The 18,334-nt window shown below is 35.4% G+C and carries 11 protein-coding genes; 4 read left to right on the top strand and 7 right to left on the bottom strand.

What is annotated here, in order from left to right; translation table 11 throughout:
* The first annotated feature begins 85 nt into the window (after nucleotides 1-85).
* Entirely contained in the window at nucleotides 86-880 is a 795-nt protein-coding gene (gene tcdA, locus Q4493_RS09075) for a tRNA cyclic N6-threonylcarbamoyladenosine(37) synthase TcdA (protein WP_303451766.1), read from the top strand.
* A gap of 50 nt (nucleotides 881-930) precedes the next feature.
* Here the strand turns inward: tcdA and Q4493_RS09070 are convergent, their stop codons facing one another.
* Nucleotides 931-2,592 (bottom strand): SufS family cysteine desulfurase, encoded by a 1,662-nt coding sequence (locus Q4493_RS09070; RefSeq protein ID WP_303451764.1) that lies wholly within the window; start codon nucleotides 2,590-2,592, stop codon nucleotides 931-933.
* Between the two features lie 151 nt (nucleotides 2,593-2,743).
* Here Q4493_RS09070 and Q4493_RS09065 point away from each other — a divergent pair, with 151 nt between their 5' ends.
* Nucleotides 2,744-2,977, top strand: a complete 234-nt coding sequence (locus Q4493_RS09065) for a hypothetical protein (protein WP_303451762.1) — start codon at nucleotides 2,744-2,746, stop codon at nucleotides 2,975-2,977.
* 9 nt (nucleotides 2,978-2,986) lie between these two features.
* Here Q4493_RS09065 and Q4493_RS09060 read toward each other — a convergent pair whose 3' ends face one another.
* From Q4493_RS09060 to pnp, 3 genes are all read right to left on the bottom strand, one after another.
* Nucleotides 2,987-4,399, bottom strand: coding sequence for a hypothetical protein (locus tag Q4493_RS09060; RefSeq protein WP_303451760.1), 1,413 nt, complete (start codon nucleotides 4,397-4,399; stop codon nucleotides 2,987-2,989).
* Between the two features lie 41 nt (nucleotides 4,400-4,440).
* Nucleotides 4,441-5,334, bottom strand: coding sequence for a lipoprotein NlpI (gene nlpI / locus Q4493_RS09055; RefSeq protein WP_303451758.1), 894 nt, complete (start codon nucleotides 5,332-5,334; stop codon nucleotides 4,441-4,443).
* A gap of 242 nt (nucleotides 5,335-5,576) precedes the next feature.
* Entirely contained in the window at nucleotides 5,577-7,715 is a 2,139-nt protein-coding gene (gene pnp / locus Q4493_RS09050) for a polyribonucleotide nucleotidyltransferase (RefSeq protein ID WP_303451756.1), read from the bottom strand.
* 430 nt (nucleotides 7,716-8,145) lie between these two features.
* On the opposite strand from pnp, the gene Q4493_RS09045 reads away from it, so the two are divergent.
* Nucleotides 8,146-10,083 (top strand): RiPP maturation radical SAM C-methyltransferase, encoded by a 1,938-nt coding sequence (locus Q4493_RS09045; RefSeq protein WP_303451754.1) that lies wholly within the window; start codon nucleotides 8,146-8,148, stop codon nucleotides 10,081-10,083.
* Nucleotides 10,084-10,141: 58 nt separating this feature from the next.
* Here Q4493_RS09045 and Q4493_RS09040 read toward each other — a convergent pair whose 3' ends face one another.
* The 3 genes from Q4493_RS09040 to Q4493_RS09030 all read right to left on the bottom strand — a co-directional run bounded on the left by Q4493_RS09040 (nucleotide 10,142) and on the right by Q4493_RS09030 (nucleotide 12,054).
* Complete coding sequence (locus tag Q4493_RS09040) at nucleotides 10,142-11,104, bottom strand: C1 family peptidase (protein ID WP_303451752.1); 963 nt, start codon at nucleotides 11,102-11,104, stop codon at nucleotides 10,142-10,144.
* A gap of 66 nt (nucleotides 11,105-11,170) precedes the next feature.
* Complete coding sequence (locus Q4493_RS09035) at nucleotides 11,171-11,875, bottom strand: iron-containing redox enzyme family protein (RefSeq protein WP_303451750.1); 705 nt, start codon at nucleotides 11,873-11,875, stop codon at nucleotides 11,171-11,173.
* A complete protein-coding gene (locus tag Q4493_RS09030) occupies nucleotides 11,875-12,054 on the bottom strand; it encodes a hypothetical protein (protein ID WP_303451748.1) in 180 nt (59 codons plus the stop codon). The genes Q4493_RS09035 and Q4493_RS09030 overlap by 1 nt, the downstream gene beginning before the upstream one ends.
* A 237-nt stretch (nucleotides 12,055-12,291) precedes the next feature.
* On the opposite strand from Q4493_RS09030, the gene Q4493_RS09025 reads away from it, so the two are divergent.
* Nucleotides 12,292-18,321, top strand: a complete 6,030-nt coding sequence (locus Q4493_RS09025; protein WP_303451746.1) for a response regulator — start codon at nucleotides 12,292-12,294, stop codon at nucleotides 18,319-18,321.
* Nucleotides 18,322-18,334: the final 13 nt, after the last annotated feature.

The following is an 18,334-nucleotide window of genomic DNA, read 5'->3' as shown; positions in this document are numbered from 1 at the left end:
TTTTGTAAAAAAGTGCGATTAATTACATAGATTATCAAAAAAACAGGCTTTATAATGCGCCATCGAAAACTTCCAACATATGTTTATGTCTGAATATCAATTAAGATTTGGCGGTATATCCCGCCTTTACGGTCAAACGGGTGCTAACATTATTCAACAGTCGCACTTTTGTGTCATTGGTATTGGCGGTGTGGGGTCATGGGCTGCTGAAGCATTAGCTCGTAGCGGTGTCGGTGAAATCACTTTAATAGATCTTGATGATATTTGCACTACGAATATTAACCGTCAAATTCATGCACTTACAGATACCGTTGGTGAAAGTAAAGTTGACGTTATGGCAGCTCGTATCAAACAAATTAACCCTGAATGCAAAATACACGTCATTGAGGATTTTGTTACTGCTGAAAACTTAAATGAATTAATGGCAAAAGGTTTTGATTATGTCATTGATGCAATCGATTCTGTGAAAATTAAAACCACTTTAATTGCTCATTGTAAACGAAATAAAATCCCCTTGATCACCATAGGTGGTGCTGGCGGACAAACAGATCCCAGCCAAATACAACTCACCGACTTAAGTCAAACGTATCAAGATCCGTTACTTTCAAAAGTAAGAAATCAATTACGAAAAGACTATAACTTTTCTAGAAATACCAAACGAAAATTTGGCATTGATGCAGTATTTTCATCTGAACAGCTAATGTATCCAGATAAAGCGGGTGAAGTTTGTCATGCTAAACAATCACAAGAAGGCGCGATGCGTTTAGATTGTAGTGGCGGTTTTGGTGCTGCAACGCATGTGACGGCGACTTTTGCTTTTTTTGCCGTTAGTAAAGCTATCCGTAAATTAATCCAAAAGAAAAGTAAAAGCTCTCATTAGTTCATTTTCAATTTATTACGTGATTAGTCTTAAAGACTAGCGTTATAAAGCTATGACACCGCTTGCTTAATTTTATTAACGATCGCCAGTAAACCATTCCCTCGGGAAGGACTTAAATGTTGAATAAGTCCTAATTCTTTAAAATATTGGTCAATATCAAAGGCGAATATTTGTTCTGCGGTTTTCTGGTTAAATACCGCTAATACGATCACTAATAAGCCACGAATTACTTTTGCATCACTGTCGGCAGAAAACGCAAAAACACCGGATGATGACCTATTAACCGATAACCATGCAGCACTTTCACAGCCATTGATTAATGACTCCTCTGATCTCAAATCTTTTGGCATTCGCGGTAACGTTTTACCGAGCAACATAATTTCCCGGTGTTTGCCATCCCAACTTTTTACTTTCGCAAATTTATCTAATAAGAATTGGCATTCACTCACCGAAGTCTCAAGCGGTTTAACTTCATTTACAGTGTCTAAATTTGACTCTATTCCAATAAAACGTTTTAACGATGCAATAAAGTAGTCTATTTCAGCCAAAGAATTATAAGGCGCTAATGATACGCGAACACATCCTGATATAGACAAATACTCCATTAATGGCATTGCACAATGGTGCCCTACTCGTACGGCAATACCTTCAGCATCTAAATAACTTCCAATGTCTTTTTGATGATGTCCGTCAATGATAAAAGAAAACAATGGTATATCGGGTTGCCCTTCCGCCAAAAACTGTAGTTCTTTGAGTAACGAAAGCTGTTTATAACAATAATTAGTGAGAGATTTTTTATGCTCATCAGCCTGGTTTAGTGTAAATTGATTGATAAAATCAATGGCTGCCGAAAAAGCAATAACTCCTGCAATATTAGGAGTTCCGGCTTCAAACTTAAATGGTAATTGATGAAAACTCGTACCTGAAAAACTGACATTTTTAATCATTTCACCGCCGGTTTGATAGACAGGCATAGCATTTAATTCATCAGCTTTTCCGTATAAAACACCCACCCCTGTTGGCCCATACATTTTGTGAGCAGAGAATACATAAAAATCACAATCTAGTTGTTGAACGTCCACAGGAATATTTGCAATGGCTTGCGCGCCATCAAGCAACGTTTTAGCGCCAACCGCTTTGGCACACGCGATGATTTTTTCAACCGGATTTATTTTGCCCATAACATTGGAGACATGAGAACAACACACTAATTTTGTGTTATTTGTGATAATGCTACTGAGTTTTTTCTCATCAATTTTGCCAGTTGCATCAAGCGGAAGAACCTTGATTTTTGCACCCGTTTGCTCAGCAACCATTTGCCAAGGCACTATATTAGCGTGGTGTTCGGCATAAGATAAAACAATTTCATCGCCGGAAGTAAGGTTGTTCATGCCCCAGGATTGAGCGACTAAATTTATGCTTTCAGTTGTCCCTTTAGTCCAAATGATCTCATGAGCATGTTTGGCTTGAAGCAATTGCTGAACTTTAGTGCGTGCTAATTCAAAAGCAGTCGTTGCTTGTGCACTTAAATGGTGAGCGGCTCGATGAACATTAGCATTGTATTGTTGATAATATTCTTTTTCTGTATTTATGACGATTTCTGGCTTTTGAGTAGTAGCTCCATTATCAAAATAAACCAATGCTTTATCGTTTACTTTTTCAGCGAGTATTGGAAATTTTGCTCTAAATTTTGTTAGCTCAACGGAATTCATAAATGATCAAAAAATATTAAAAAATAAATTGAATTATATCCTAATTAATTCAATAAGATCTGTTTAAAACGCCTTAAATGCCTACATTTGTATGGGTGTATTTATCTTTGATCGTCTATAATAGAGCTAACGTAATAACGAGGTGAGATGTATGGCCTTATTTTCATGGTTTAACGGCAGTAAAAAAGCCGAATCCTTAACAATAAAAAATGACCACATCGACGAAAAAATATCTTCATTCAATGCCAGTACTATGTGGCCAACTGCTAAGGTAAGAAGAAATATTATTGTTAAGCAGCAGCAAATGATAGATGCAATCAAAAATAAAGATTCAACTATTCCACTCTCTACCCATAAAAAACCAGAAGAAAACACTAATCGCTAGACTTTAATGCTAGTGATTTAGTGCTTTTTCAATATTAAGATGAAAACTTGGCATTAAAAATTTTCGTGTTTCTTTTGCTAACAATCGTTGATATAACGCAGGAAAACCAAGTTCAAAATAATTTAACGATGTTCTTTTACTAAGTGGCTTATATGCTTGAAGGTTAATGGCGGGATCAGCTGAAACCTTTTGACATGTCTCACTTTTAAAAACCCCTACTTCGCCTTTAAAATTCATTGGTGTTCCAAGTACCCAGTAATTACCTTGCTGAGTAAATATAGGTGTTTCATCTTTTATAAAGGAACGCCATGGCAACTGTTTTAGCACTTGTTTACGAATTTCCGTTTTATTACCTCGATATACTTTAGGCAGCACTGCAACATTATGAGAAAAGGCTTTATCTTGTGGTTTTGAACAACGACTATGATTTAGCGGTAAACTATATTCATCAATAAATCCCAGTAAATGAGCAAGCTCGTGAGCAAATACATCAACTGTGTCTTTATTATCTAAATACATAATGCCATTATGAACTTTGGCTCCTCCTTCAGGTACCATCACGCCAATATAGCGAGTAGTGATTTGACGTTTGTATGATTGCCAAATCGCTTCATTACAGGTGATAGCGTCTTCATTGTCATGGTTGCATTCAAGCACTTGCAAAGGGATATAACGAACAGGTTTAAAACAAGTGTAATTTGACAAAGGTCGTAAGTTTACTTGCTCAATTAATCCTGTGAGATAACGAAGATCATTAAGATTAGTGGCATAAAATTGTATGCTAGTCTCGCAAGTTTTTGTCATATTGCCGAGCCAATCTACGTCAGTTAAACGCTTTGTTGAGGTACTTGTTTGTTTAGAATTAACATGAGCAAAAAGCTGATACTGGTTTAATTCGTCAATTAACTCATGGTGCGGCTTTATTTTTTTCAGCTCAGCTGTTAACTGGGTAACTGTTGCTATATCGCCCTCAATCAAAGCGATCTCAATTAATAATTCCAAACTAGCTTCAATATGATCACTATTGCTAACCGTTAAAATAGGCGTTAGCACAGCTTTTGCTTGTTGGTATTTTTGTTGTTGATAATAAAGTGTAGCTAACGTGGCTCTTACCTTATCTATGCCATTTTTAACTGCTTGTTGATACCAAAAAATTGCTTTAGTAGTTTGTTTTTCATCAAGGTAATAGTCAGCGATTTCAACGGTAAATTGTGGATTTTCATCAAGCAAGGCGACAGTGTTTTTCAACCAAATGAAAGATCCTATTGGAGTATTTCGTCGCTGGTGGTGAAAATAAGCCGGTAAGTTTAATACTTTGCTAAATGACAAGACCGTTTCATTTTGCGTGTTTTGATTTAAAACATACGTTAACAATCGCGGTAAAAAAAATGAGCTTACTGTTATCGCTAACACTAAACTCATTATATAGAACCTTTTATTAGTCATGTTTTTTTGTAAACTCACTAATTGATTTCGGGCTCTTGTAGCATTTCTTGACGCATTAAATCTAATTCTAACTTTGCATAACGGTGTTCAACAAATTCATAAACGTTGGTACTTAAGGCCAATTTATAAAAATTTGCCGCTGCTCGTTTATTGCCTTTAAGTAAGCTTAATTTACCTAAATAAAAATATGCTTCACATAAACGTTCACTAAATTCTTTGTTTGAACGCACATTGACAGTGATATCTTGCAAAAATTTAGCTTGATCGATCTCACCACTATATAAATTTACAATACTTTTTGCCCAGATGTCGTCTGAAATATTTTTAGCGCGTTGTTGAAGTTTAGTTAAAGCATCAACACTATCAACATCTTGCTCAATTAAATAAAGCCATAATAAACGGTAAGGATCAGTAATTTTTTGCTGATAAAATAAAGCTAAATCATCTACGGCTAATAACGAACGTTCACCATAATAAAGTGCTATTCCGCGGTTTAAATGAGCATATTCATGATCAGGGGCAAGATCTAAAGCAGAGTCAAACGCTTCATAAGCTTCATCAAACTCTTGAAGTTGAGTGTAATGAATCCCTAAAAAGTTATAGGCGTCAACCATGTCCGGCTTTAAATGCAGTGCACGGTTGAAATCTAACCGTGCCAAAGAGCGTAAACCGACACTATCGTATATCACACCTCTATCATAAAATAACTGAGCACGTTGCTCGTCGGTCACTTCTGCTCGTTGAATAACTTCCGTTAAACGTGCCAGTGCAACTTCACTTTTATAATTGATGGGTAAAGGCTCAGCAATCACTAATTGATTGATCATCGATTGAGATTTTTCTTCGGTTAAAGCGCAACCTTGAACAATTAACACAGCGATAATAGCGAATGACTTAGATAATAATTTCACGAAAAAATATAAACCCTAAAATAAATAACTCATCGATTATACCTCAGCACTTTAAAATTGCGAGATACAACAAAGGATATATTTAAACATTTACTCGGCTTTTTAAAATTATTTCGAATAAGCTCTGATGATAAGTGATGATAAGTGATAATTAAAAATGATTCATAAAAAAACCAGTGACGAATCACTGGTTTTATAACGTTATTTTTAGCCTTAGCGATTAACGCTAACGTGATGCATGATTACTCAGCAGCAGGCGTTTCTTCACTTGCTTCTGGAGCAGCCGCTTCCGCTGGCTTTTCAATCGCTTCTTTAATACTTAAACGTACACGGCCTTGACGATCAACCTCTAAAACTTTAACCGTCACTTCTTGACCTTCAGATAATACGTCAGTCACTGCATTGACACGTTCTTCAGAAATTTGAGAAATGTGAACTAAACCGTCTTTACCAGGTAATACGTTAACAAACGCACCAAAATCAACAATACGTACTACTTTACCTTGGTAAACCGTACCAACTTCAATTTCAGCCGTTAATGCGGTAATACGAGCGATAGCATCTTTTGCTTGTTCGCCGTCAGTTGCCGCAATTTTAACTGTGCCGTCGTCTTCAATTTCAATCGTTGTACCCGTTTCTTCAGTAAGTTGACGAATAGTCGCGCCACCTTTACCAATGATGTCACGAATTTTATCTTGAGAAACTTTCATGGTGTGGATACGTGGTGCAAACTCAGAAATCTCTTCACGAGCACTGTTAATAGCAGAATCCATCACGCTTAAAATGTGAGTACGAGCAGCACGCGCTTGGTTTAATGCAATTTGCATAATCTCTTGCGTGATACCTTCAATTTTAATATCCATTTGAAGAGCAGTAATACCTTCAGTAGTACCCGCTACTTTAAAGTCCATATCACCTAAGTGATCTTCATCGCCTAAAATGTCAGAAAGAACAACAAAATCGTCGCCTTCTTTAACTAGACCCATTGCAATACCAGCAACAGAAGACTTAATTGGAACACCAGCATCCATTAACGCTAATGAAGTACCACAAACAGAAGCCATTGAAGACGAACCGTTTGATTCGGTAATTTCTGAAACAACACGCACTGCATACGGGAATTCTTCAGCAGAAGGCATAACCGCTAACATACCGCGTTTTGCTAAACGACCGTGACCAATTTCACGACGCTTTGGCGAACCGACAAAACCCGTTTCACCAACACAGTACGGAGGGAAGTTATAATGCAACATAAAGTTGTCTGTTTTCTCACCCATGATAGTGTCTAAACGTTGTGCATCACGTTGCGTACCTAAGGTAGCCGTTACTAATGCTTGTGTTTCGCCACGAGTAAATACCGCAGAGCCGTGAGTTCTTGGTAACACACCTGTCATCACGTCTAATGCACGGATCATTTCAGGATCACGACCATCAATACGCGGAGAACCTTGCGTGATACGGCCACGAACAACCGTTTTTTCTAGGTCGTGGAATAAATCTTTTGCTTCTTGAACGTTTAGTTCTTCGTCAGCAGCTAATAACTGCTCGATAACACCATTACGAATTTCAGCAATTTTCTCGTAACGAGAAGCTTTTTCAGTAATTTGATACGCTTCGTTTACTTGCGCTTCTGAAAGCTCAGCAATTTTAGCAATCAGTTCAGCATTTTTAACTGGCGCTTCCCAATTCCATTTTTCGTTGCCAACTTCTTCAGCCATTTCTTTAATTGCTGTGATAGCCGTTTGCATTTGCTCGTGACCATATACTACAGCACCAAGCATCACTTCTTCAGATAATACATCTGCTTCAGATTCAACCATTAATACCGCTGAATCAGTACCTGAAACCACTAAATCTAACTGAGACGTTTCTAATTCAGATTGTAATGGGTTAAGTAAGTATTTTCCGTCAGAATAACCAACGCGAGCTGCACCTACTGGACCACTAAAAGGCATACCAGAAATAGCTAACGCAGCTGAAGTACCTAATAAAGAGATAATGTCTGGAGAAATTTCAGGGTTAGCTGAAACAACAGTGATAATGACTTGAACTTCGTTCGTAAACCCTTCTGGGAATAACGGGCGAATTGGACGGTCAATTAAACGTGCAATTAATGTTTCTTCTTCAGAAGGACGACCTTCACGTTTGAAAAAACCACCAGGAATTTTACCTGCAGCGTAAGTACGCTCTTGATAGTTAACCGTTAAAGGGAAAAAGTCTTGCCCTTCTTTTGCTTCTTTTTTACCAACAACAGACACTAGTACTGATGTATCGTCCATGCTAGCCATAACAGCACATGTTGCTTGACGAGCGATTGCGCCTGTTTCTAAAGTTACGGTATGGTTACCGAACTCAAATGTTTTTGTAACAGTATTGAACATTTAATGTTCCTTATATTTTGATTTTTCTAAAAAATAATCAATCTGTACAATTATTTATTCACTAAAAGCCAACAAGGTGTAACGCTTAAAGTTGAACAAAAAATTATACAGTTTGATTGATTAGCTCAATTCTTATTCAGCCTATTGATTAAAAGTTAATTTTAATCAATTCACTTAACAAAATTTTGCACGCACATTATACGCACACCATAGGTTATTACTAGCATTTATCTGCAAGAAAATGGTTAATTTTATGAAATCTATCCGCTTCTTCTAGACGAACTCTTGTTAATTACTGACAGAACAAAGGCTAAGCGAAAATCACTTTAATTAAACCACCGACTAAGTTAATGTGCATTACCAAAATAAATTAACGTGTATTATTCGTTTTTCTTTACTTAGTGATTGAAACATCAACAGAAATTTATCTATGAAAAAAGACATTTACCTTGTAAATATGCCCTATTCATCGCTCACTCATCCTTCGTTAGCACTAGGATTAATTGAAAAGTATATCTTAGCTTACGGGCATCAATCTGAGGTAATTTATGGAAATTTAGCCTTTGCTCAAATTATTGGCTTAGCTCAATACGACGCAATTGATAATTCATATTTCGAGCAATTAATGGGGGAATGGACATTTTCTCGTGCAGCTTTTCCTGAAAAACAACAACAAGATAATGAATTTTTTGCTTTGTTTGCCGATATCACGCCACAGTTAATTGAACAGCTTAAACAAGTAAGAGACGAAGCAGAGATTTACATTAAAGAATTAAGTAAAAGCATTCTCAAAAATCAGCCTAAAATTGTCGCTTGTACTTCCACCTTCCAACAAAATTGCGCTTCGCTTGCTTTACTTCGCGAAATAAAAAAGCAATCACCCAATACAGTTACGATTATGGGAGGTGCAAATTGTGAAAGTATTATGGGGCAAACTATTAGCGATAATTTCAACTGGGTTGATTATGTTTTTTCTGGTGAATGTGACGCGGTAATTGGCGACTTTATTGACAAAATAATCAAAGGCGAAGTCATAAGCGTTCACAATCTTCCCCATGGTTTTATTGCACAAGGCCATAGCGAGTTATTAATTACTCAATCGGCAAAAAATAACACACCACCTCGCGGTTTTATCGAAGACATGAGTCAGGTAGGCGTACCTATTTATGATAGTTATTTTCAATCAATCTCCGATCTCAACTTAACAGATAAAATATCAGCAGGGTTATTAGTTGAAACCTCACGTGGTTGTTGGTGGGGAGCCAAAAAACATTGTACTTTTTGTGGTTTAAACGGCGTAAGTATGGAACATCGAGCCAAAAAACCAGCAGACGTTTTATCTGAATTATCAACACTTTCATCAACTTATAAAAACTATAAGTTTGAGGTAGTGGATAACATTCTTCCGATGGAATACATGAAAACGGTACTTCCGGAACTGAGTAAAAAGCAAGATTACAATATTTTTTATGAAACTAAATCTAACCTAAAAAAAGAACATATTGAGCAATTGGCAGATGCTGGCATAAAATGGATTCAACCCGGTTTTGAGAGTCTTAATGATGATTTTCTTAAATTAATTGATAAAGGCGTCACCGGCATTCAAAACATTTCAGCATTAAAATGGTGTCGAAATTCAGGGGTAGTAGTGGTGTGGAATTTACTCTTTTCAGCCCCTTTTGAACAAGCAGATTGGTATGATGAAATGGCGGATATTCTGCCATTAATCACTCATTTACAGCCACCGAATAAAGAGTTATGCCAAATACGTTTTCCCCGTTTTAGCCCATATTTTAAAACACCCGAAAAATATGGATTAGTATTAGAGCCTTTAAAAAGCTATCAATACATTTATCCATTAACAGGGGACGATTTATTTGATCTAGCGTACTTTTTTGATCATGTTTCAACGAAAACAACTAATGTATTTCACTTAACTACTAAACCAGATCATGTCATTCCTGCTCATCAACGATTACAAGAGCAGTTAAACGATTGGATCAATCAATGGCAGCAATCTTCAATGCCTTTGCTTTATATGAGTGATCAAGGTGAGAAAATAGTCGTTATTGATACCCGAAAAGTGGCGACTAATTTTACCCACCAATTAACGGGAATTAGTGCCAATATATATCGTTTATGCCAAGAGCCTATAACTAAAAATAGGCTGTTAAATAAGCTTGAGGCATTGGAAACCAATTATAGCCATAGTGAAATTGATAACAGCTTATCGTCATTAATTGACAATAAATTATTATTATCATTAAGTAACTGCTATTTATCGTTAGCCTTGATTGGCAATACTCCCGCATTACCTAATTATAAAGACAGGCCAGCAGGACATTTAAATACAGCAAGCCTCTCGTAATTTAGTACTAAATTTAGATAAATTAATGGCAAGGCCTGAACAGTGATTTATTCAACGTTTATTCGTGAGTTAAGCACCAATAACTAAAGGTATTCTCTTGGTTCTTGCCATTTGATATGTAACCACTGCTAAAAAATTCGTACGGCATATAACAATAACCTTTATCGCCAAATTCTTCTCCCCAAGAATTACGGACAATAAACACTTTTCTATCATCATCATAACCAACGGCTAATAAAGCATGACCACCTAACCTTGGTTCATCTGTATCCGGCATTGTCATTACCCCGTCGCTACCTATAGCATAAAAACTTTTAGGTACCATCATGCCAAATATCACTGGTAACCCTTTTGATAAAGCTAACCTTAATTCAGCTAAATCATCTTCTTCATTCAGTTTACAATAACGATTAATAATGTGCTTTTTTGCTTGTGTGACCGCTGCTTTGGAGGGTTTTTCTTTAATTGCCGCTTGAATCTCTGCTTGATGCTCTGTCATCACGCGAGTTAATTCTTGCTGCATTTCTTCCATCGTGCCATTCGCCACCACAGTTTTTAAACTTTCTGGCAACATCATTTCAGGGTATGGCCAAGACTTTTCAGAGCAAATACCATGTTTAAATAAAGACTTAATGCCATTACGAATATAAACGGGAGCATTAATATCTACTTTATCTTCCATTACTCGTTCATTGTAATAAACAAACATTTGTGAAGCGTCAATATTTGAAGCATTTTCGTCGATAAATGGTTGCTGATCTTTTATTAAATATAGCTCTGACGCAACGGCAATGGCGCATGCAGAACATGAATTGAGTAAACCTTGATTAATGATTTCTGAGGTTAATTGAGGTCTTAAATCAACTTGACTTAACGTATAAGAGGCTAATTTTTCTTGAATTTTTATACGACAAGTTAACTGACAAAACTCTGAAGCGTTTTCACCGTGAATGTCACAAAACTGATGATCTCTTTCATCATGAGGATCAGGTATTAAGGTTCGTTGATGAATAATTTCCATAAGTTAGCCTTTAAATCAAACATAAAAAAAGAGCATTAATATGCTCTTAATAAACCAATAAAAACCTTATATTGAAACAAGGGAGTCAACCGGTGCTGCCTTACAGACATCTTCCATCATCAAAGCAACATAACGTAATGAAAGAAAAGCACTTCGTTCAACAAGCTGATATTGTTTTTCTGTTAACGGTAGACTGTTTAACGTGTTAATAATATCTTGTTTATGATGAGGATCAATTTTGGCATGATGCATTAATCCGCTGAAAGCTGCTGCAGGAAGGCCTGATTTTTCAATTAATCCTTCAACATATTCAATCGTTGGTGGATGAGTTTCTAAACAAGCTAAATACCCCATAATTGCTACCGGATGTTGATGGCGTATCATATAGTATTGGCTTCCTATCAGTGCCATTATATTAGGCGATGGAATTTTTGAATGGATTTGTTCTTCTGTTACTCCTAAAACAGCCAGATCATCTATACACCATTGGTCATGACCGGTTTCTTCAGGAATATGCTGTTCCATATATTTGATTAATGGAGCAGAAACAGGATCATCAGGCATTAACTTAGCACAACGAATGACTTCCCTCATCATAGGAACAGCTGCATTTGAAGTTCTATAATTGGTCAAACATTGTTCAACAATAACTTCTGAATGAGTAGCTAACTCAAAAAAACGAGCATTTACATCACAAGCTTTTAATTCAAGTAAATGCAAGTTTTTACTTAATCGCTCATAAAATGATTGAGCAACTATATTGTTTACCATTAAACGAATATTCCGACCGGTTGATCCTTATCCTTATTTGCATTGTCATGTATTGATTTTAACTGCTCAACTTCTAATTTTGATAAACTGTCAATAGCTTCCACATGCTCTGTACTTAGGTCACTTTTATTTAGTACGCCTTCATCATGTAAATATTCAGTATTACTTTTGTTGGACATGTTCTTTCCTTAAAATAGTGTATAAACAAAAACTTGGTATCTTGTTGCTTTAAATAAGTTAATTAAAAACAACTGTATTTAGCGAACCGATACAGCATAGTTTTTATGTTAAAATAATGTCAAGTGTTTCTTAATTCTATGTAGATTAAATTATAGCTTGTCGAAATATTAGATTAACTTTAAGCTACCCCTTATATAACTATCTTCCTAATTAAATAAAAATCGAAAGGCAGTTCAATGCACCTAAAATTAATACTATTAGTCATTCTCTGTCTAAATATATTTGTAAAGCCTCTATTCGCAAAAGATTTTTATGTAGATCATTACGATAGAGAGGAAGGACTCTCTCAAGCGTCAGTGCAGACACTACTCTTAGATAAACAGGGATATTTATGGGTAGGAACCGGTGACGGTTTAAATCGGTTTGACGGCTATAATTTTACTGTTTATAAAAGTGATTTAGAAAATACAAATTCGCTTTCAAGTAGCAACATTAACTCTTTGATCGAAGATAAAAACAATAATATTTGGGTTGGAACGATATCGGGACTAAACCGTTTCAATAAAAAAAATAATGATTTTACGACCTTCACTCATATCCCTACTAACATAAATAGTTTAAGTAATAATGTGATCAACAGTATGGTATTAGACCCTACAGATACTATTTGGATTGGCACAGAAAAAGGTCTAAACCGCTTTGATGGCAGTAACTTTACACATTTATTACCAGATTCAACGATACAAGCATTACAAATTGATGATCAAAATAATTTATGGATAGCAACAAAAAAGAACGGACTTTTAAAGCTTAATGTTAACACTCAAAAGCTCACCCCTGTAATCAACAATAATAATATTACAACGCTTGCAGTTCATAAAAGTGAATTATGGATAGGAACAAAAAACGGAGTAATTTTATACGATATCCAGCAGAGTTTAATTAAAACAAACAGTGAATTTTCTCAATTATTTAACAATAAACAGATTAATAGTTTTCTATTTCATAATGATGAGTTGTGGGTAGGTACACAAACTAAAGGTATTATTAGATATAGTTTTATTACAAATGATGTGCAATTAATTCAAGCAAATGATGCTAACCCAAATAGCATAGGCCATAATCAAATAACAACCATTATTGCTGATAAATCGAGCAACATTTGGATTGGAAATTTTATATATGGGTTGGATAAATATGAATTAAATAATGAACAATTTAATCATATCAATCAAGTAAAAGGTAGCGAAAACACATTAAGCAGCAATACGGTAATGGGGTTTGCTTTACTACCTGATGACAAACTTTTACTGAGTACCTATGATGCGGGTTTAAACCAATACAACAAATCAAATGGCAAATACACTCACTTCAGACATCAACCACACAACCCGAAAAGTATCAGTTCTGACAGTCTTGCTAAACTCGTTTATGACGAAAACAATGGTGTTTGGATCGGAACAGTTAATGCTGGATTAGCGCTATTTGATAATAAAACTAATACTTTTACCCATTTTAACCATCAAAATAATAACAAAAAGAGTATCAGTCACCCTGCTGTATTAGATATTGTTCAACAAGATGATAACACTTTATGGGTAGGCACATGGGGAGGAGGTTTAAACCGCTTTAATATTCAAGAACAAACTTTTGAACACTACAAACATAACCCATCAAATAAAAACTCACTTTCTGGCAATAATATTTGGGCATTACATTTAGATAAAACAGGGAGTTTATGGATAGGTACTCAAAATAATGGTTTAAATAAATTTAACCTCAATACCAATCAATTTACTCATTATAAACACGATGAAAACAATAGAAATTCTATTTCTAGTAATTTTATTGCCTCTATTTATGAAGACAAAAACGGAATACTCTGGATAGGTACTTTTTCTGGTTTAAATAAACTTAACCCCAAAACCAATCAATTTACTAATTACACAGAAAAAGATGGCTTACCCAATGACGTTATATACACCATATTAGAAGATAACCAAGGTTTTTTATGGCTAAGTACTAATAATGGTTTATCAAAGTTCGATCCAATTAATGAAACATTTAAAAACTACGATGAAAGTGATGGTGTTCAGTCAAAAGAATTTGCTTCTCTATCCGCATTTAAAAATCAATCTGGAGAATTGTTTTTCGGTGGAACAAACGGTTATAACCATTTTTATCCTGAAAATATAGTTGATGATCTAACTCCTCCCAAAGTCGTATTAACTGATTTTCGTGTTCATAATGAACATGTCGTATTAACTCGAGAAAGTGCAGATAAAGACACCTTCACGATAGATTCTGTGATTAATGAACTAGAAGAATTAACCTTAACGTATAACGAAAAACTGATTTCCTTTGAATTTTCTGCTCTGCATTTTTCTGAACCGATGAACAATCAATATGCTTATATGTTGCAAGGTTTTGACGATGATTGGATTTACACCGACGCTAAAAATCGTCGAGCTACTTATACCAATTTGCCTGCAGGGCATTATACTTTGCGGGTTAAGGCCAGTAACGGTGACGGTTATTGGAATGAACAAGGTAAGTCATTAAAAGTGCATGTGTTACCCCCACTTTGGCAAACTTGGTGGGCTTATACGATATACCTTTGTTTATTTGTCGGTTTAATTGGTTATATTTTGTACCGCCAAAACTACCAACGATTAAAAGAACAAGCCATCAATATTCGTTTAACCCGTGCCGATAAATTAAAAGATGAATTTTTAGCGAATACTTCCCATGAACTTCGTACACCGCTTAATGGCATTATAGGTTTAGCAGAGTCATTAATTGATGGGGTTGCAGGCCAATTACCTGAAAATGCTAACAAAAACTTAGCTATGGTGGTAGCAAGCGGAAAAAGACTATCGCATCTAGTCAATGATATTCTTGATTTCTCTAAAATGAAAAATCAAAATCTTAAGTTACATACCAGCGGTGTAGAACTACATAGTTTAACGGATGTAGTACTAACAGTTTCAACCCCCTTGATTGGGGACAAGCCCATCACCTTAAAAAATAATGTGATTAACACCCTGCCCTTAGTTAACGCTGATGAAAATCGATTAGAGCAAATTCTCTATAACCTTATTGGTAACGCCATTAAATTTACCGAACAAGGTGAAGTTACCGTTGATGCCGCTTTAAGTGATAAGCATATAAAAATTTCGGTAACCGATACCGGCATAGGTATTGCCGAAAATAAGTTATCAGCAATATTCAATTCATTCGAACAACTACAAGGCCATAGTCAACGCCAACAAAGTGGTACTGGATTAGGTTTAGCGGTAACAAAGCAACTCGTTGAATTACATGGCGGTTCAATTTCAGTTACTTCTACCGAAAATAAAGGCAGTTGTTTCACTTTCACTTTACCGATTAATGCTGATCAAATTACCGATGTTACCAATGTAGCAAAATTAGCAAATCAACAAAAATTGAATCGCTTACAGCATTTAGATAGCGAAATTGAATACATCAGTGTCAGTGAACAAGAACTACACCAAAACAAAGAACTCACGATTGAACATCAAAAATTTCATATTTTAGTGGTTGATGACGACCCTATTAACCGACAAGTATTACTCAATCATTTAAACCTTTTAGGTTATCAACTTTCTGAAGCTTCTAGCGGCAGCCAAGCACTAGCAATGATTGAAAAAGCTAATGCTCAAATTAATCATGAAGGTAATTTAATTAAAGCTAGACCTTTCGATCTAATTTTACTTGATGTCATGATGCCACAAATGTCAGGTTACGAAGTATGTAAGTTTATACGAAAGTCGTTTTCAGTAAATGAACTCCCGGTTATATTTTTAACCGCCAAAAACCAAGTGATTGACTTAGTTGAAAGTTTTGCCGTTGGTGGTAATGACTATTTAAGTAAACCCATTTCGAAACATGAACTATTATCACGTGTAGAAAATCATTTAACCTTACTCGATATCAATCGAAACTTAGAATTTCAAGTAGCTAATCGTACTTCAGAGCTTGAAAAAGCAACACAAGCGAAAAGTGAATTTTTAGCAAAAATGAGCCATGAAATTCGTACTCCAATGAACGCCATTATAGGTTTAAGCCACCTAACGTTAAAAACAAAACTCGACAGCCATCAAACAGATTTAGTGCAAAAAACTCAAGATGCTTCGCAAGCTTTATTAGGGCTGATCAATGATATTTTAGATTTCTCTAAAATTGAAGCGGGTAAAATGACCATTGAATCTGTGATCATGAATATCGAAGGTTTATTGAAAAAAACCGCCAATATTTGCGCATTAAAAGCCCATAGTAAAGGCTTAGAACTGATTGTTAAAACAGCCCCAAATGTACCGAAACAAATAAAATCAGATCCAGTACGATTACAACAAATTTTAGTAAATTTAGTGACAAATGCCGTTAAATTTACCAATCAAGGTCATGTATTAATTGAAGTAAAACTAAGTGAAAAAAATACCAACCAAATAGAATTTAATGTTTCTGACACTGGGATTGGTTTAAGTGAAGACTCTATTGAGCATCTATTTCAATCTTTCAATCAAGCGGATAGCACCATCACACGTAAATTTGGAGGTACAGGTTTAGGACTGTCAATTTGTAAGCAATTAACCGAGTTAATGAATGGTGATATTTGGGTTCAAAGTGAATTAGACAAAGGCAGTACCTTTGGTTTTAGTGTTGGTTTTGAAGAAGTAGCACAAAGTGAATTAATAAAAGCTAACAGCGTAATGATTGAAGGGATTAACGTGCTAGTTGTGGACGACAACCCACTTTGTTTAAGTGTTATTGTTGATTTACTCGAGCAATTTGGTTGTAAAATTACCACCGCGGATAATGCAATGTCTGCGTTAACGCTAATAGATAAAGCCATGTTAGCAGAACAACCTTTTGACTTAGTAATAACAGATTGGCGTATGCCAAATATGGATGGTATTGAACTTGCGCATGCTATTAACGAAAACATACAACAGCAAAACTTACCGGCTGTACTTATGGTGACAGCATTTGATAAAAGTGATGCGATATCGCTTTCTCAAACGGCTGGAATTGATGGTTATTTAGAGAAACCTGTCGATGCTTCTATTTTATTAGATGCCATGATGGAAGCTTTAAAACTTGATAGCAATAATATGCACTATCAAAGTCTGCAAAAAGGTTTATTAGATTTATCACATGCGGATATTTTACTCGTAGAAGATAATGAGCTAAATCAACAAGTAGTTTTAGGATTTTTAGAAGAAACTCATGCAAATATTGACGTTGCAGAAAACGGCAAAATAGCCCTAGAAAAATTAGCAGAAAAAACATACGACATCGTTTTGATGGATTTACAAATGCCCGTAATGGATGGCATAACGGCTACACTAGAAATTCGTAGTCAAATAGAGTTTGCCGACTTACCCATAATTGCGATGACAGCACATGCCATGCAAGAAGAGTTACAAAAATGCCTTGATGTTGGCATGAATGATTATTTCACTAAGCCAATAGATCCAAATGCACTATTTGTTTTATTATCAAAATGGTTACCAAAAGATGGGGATAGTAAAACTCAAGCGAAGAAAGTCACAACGAAAGCAGAGATAAAACCAATAGAAACTTTGACAACTAGTCCTAGTTTAACTCAGCCAAACGATAATGAAGATAGCTTTTTAACCGAACTTTCAACGTTAACGATTTTAGATGTAGAAAAAGCGATTCAAGCAATGGGTGGACGTACTCATATTTACAAAAAGTTAGTCCAGGATTTTAGTCATAATTATGCAGATACTGTTGATGGTTTAAGAGAGATCTATCAAAATAAATGTTATGACGAAGCCTTTAGAATCTCACATTCTTTAAAATCAAACGCAAATTATATTGGTGCCGTGACATTAACAAAACGAGCAACCGATTTAGAAGCACAGTTAAAAACCAAACCTGAATCAGCTGACTTATTGGTAGCTTCAACGTGTATTGAATTAAATAATGTTTTAATGGCTATTAATTCGGTAATCAATAAAGACACGACTACTGATGATACAGCGCTAGAGATTAACAATGTGGAATATTTTACGACTCAGCTAAAATCATTACTTATTTCGATAAATAGACTTCTCAAACAAGAAAATGCTGAGGTGGAAGATTTATTACCAAGATTAATAACATTGACTAATAACTCTAAATATCAAACGATTGCTCGAAAAATAGCAGACTCTATTGAAGATATTGAATACGGGGATGCTAAAAAAAATGTCGAATTATTACTAAACGAGCTGTAACCTACTTCATGGT

Source organism: Colwellia sp. 1_MG-2023 (assembly GCF_030546755.1).
GTDB lineage: Bacteria > Pseudomonadota > Gammaproteobacteria > Enterobacterales > Alteromonadaceae > Thalassotalea_H.
Note: the sequence above shows the minus strand (reverse complement) of the source record. Positions and strands in the feature narration are given on the sequence as shown.

Coding starts and splice junctions, on each gene's coding strand:
- tcdA (WP_303451766.1), top strand. CDS start 86: ATGTCTGAATATCAATTAAGATTTGGCGGTATATCCCGCCTTTACGGT.
- Q4493_RS09070 (WP_303451764.1), bottom strand. CDS start 2,592: ATGAATTCCGTTGAGCTAACAAAATTTAGAGCAAAATTTCCAATACTC.
- Q4493_RS09065 (WP_303451762.1), top strand. CDS start 2,744: ATGGCCTTATTTTCATGGTTTAACGGCAGTAAAAAAGCCGAATCCTTA.
- Q4493_RS09060 (WP_303451760.1), bottom strand. CDS start 4,399: ATGAGTTTAGTGTTAGCGATAACAGTAAGCTCATTTTTTTTACCGCGA.
- pnp (WP_303451756.1), bottom strand. CDS start 7,715: ATGTTCAATACTGTTACAAAAACATTTGAGTTCGGTAACCATACCGTA.
- Q4493_RS09045 (WP_303451754.1), top strand. CDS start 8,146: ATGAAAAAAGACATTTACCTTGTAAATATGCCCTATTCATCGCTCACT.
- Q4493_RS09040 (WP_303451752.1), bottom strand. CDS start 11,104: ATGGAAATTATTCATCAACGAACCTTAATACCTGATCCTCATGATGAA.
- Q4493_RS09035 (WP_303451750.1), bottom strand. CDS start 11,875: ATGGTAAACAATATAGTTGCTCAATCATTTTATGAGCGATTAAGTAAA.
- Q4493_RS09030 (WP_303451748.1), bottom strand. CDS start 12,054: ATGTCCAACAAAAGTAATACTGAATATTTACATGATGAAGGCGTACTA.
- Q4493_RS09025 (WP_303451746.1), top strand. CDS start 12,292: ATGCACCTAAAATTAATACTATTAGTCATTCTCTGTCTAAATATATTT.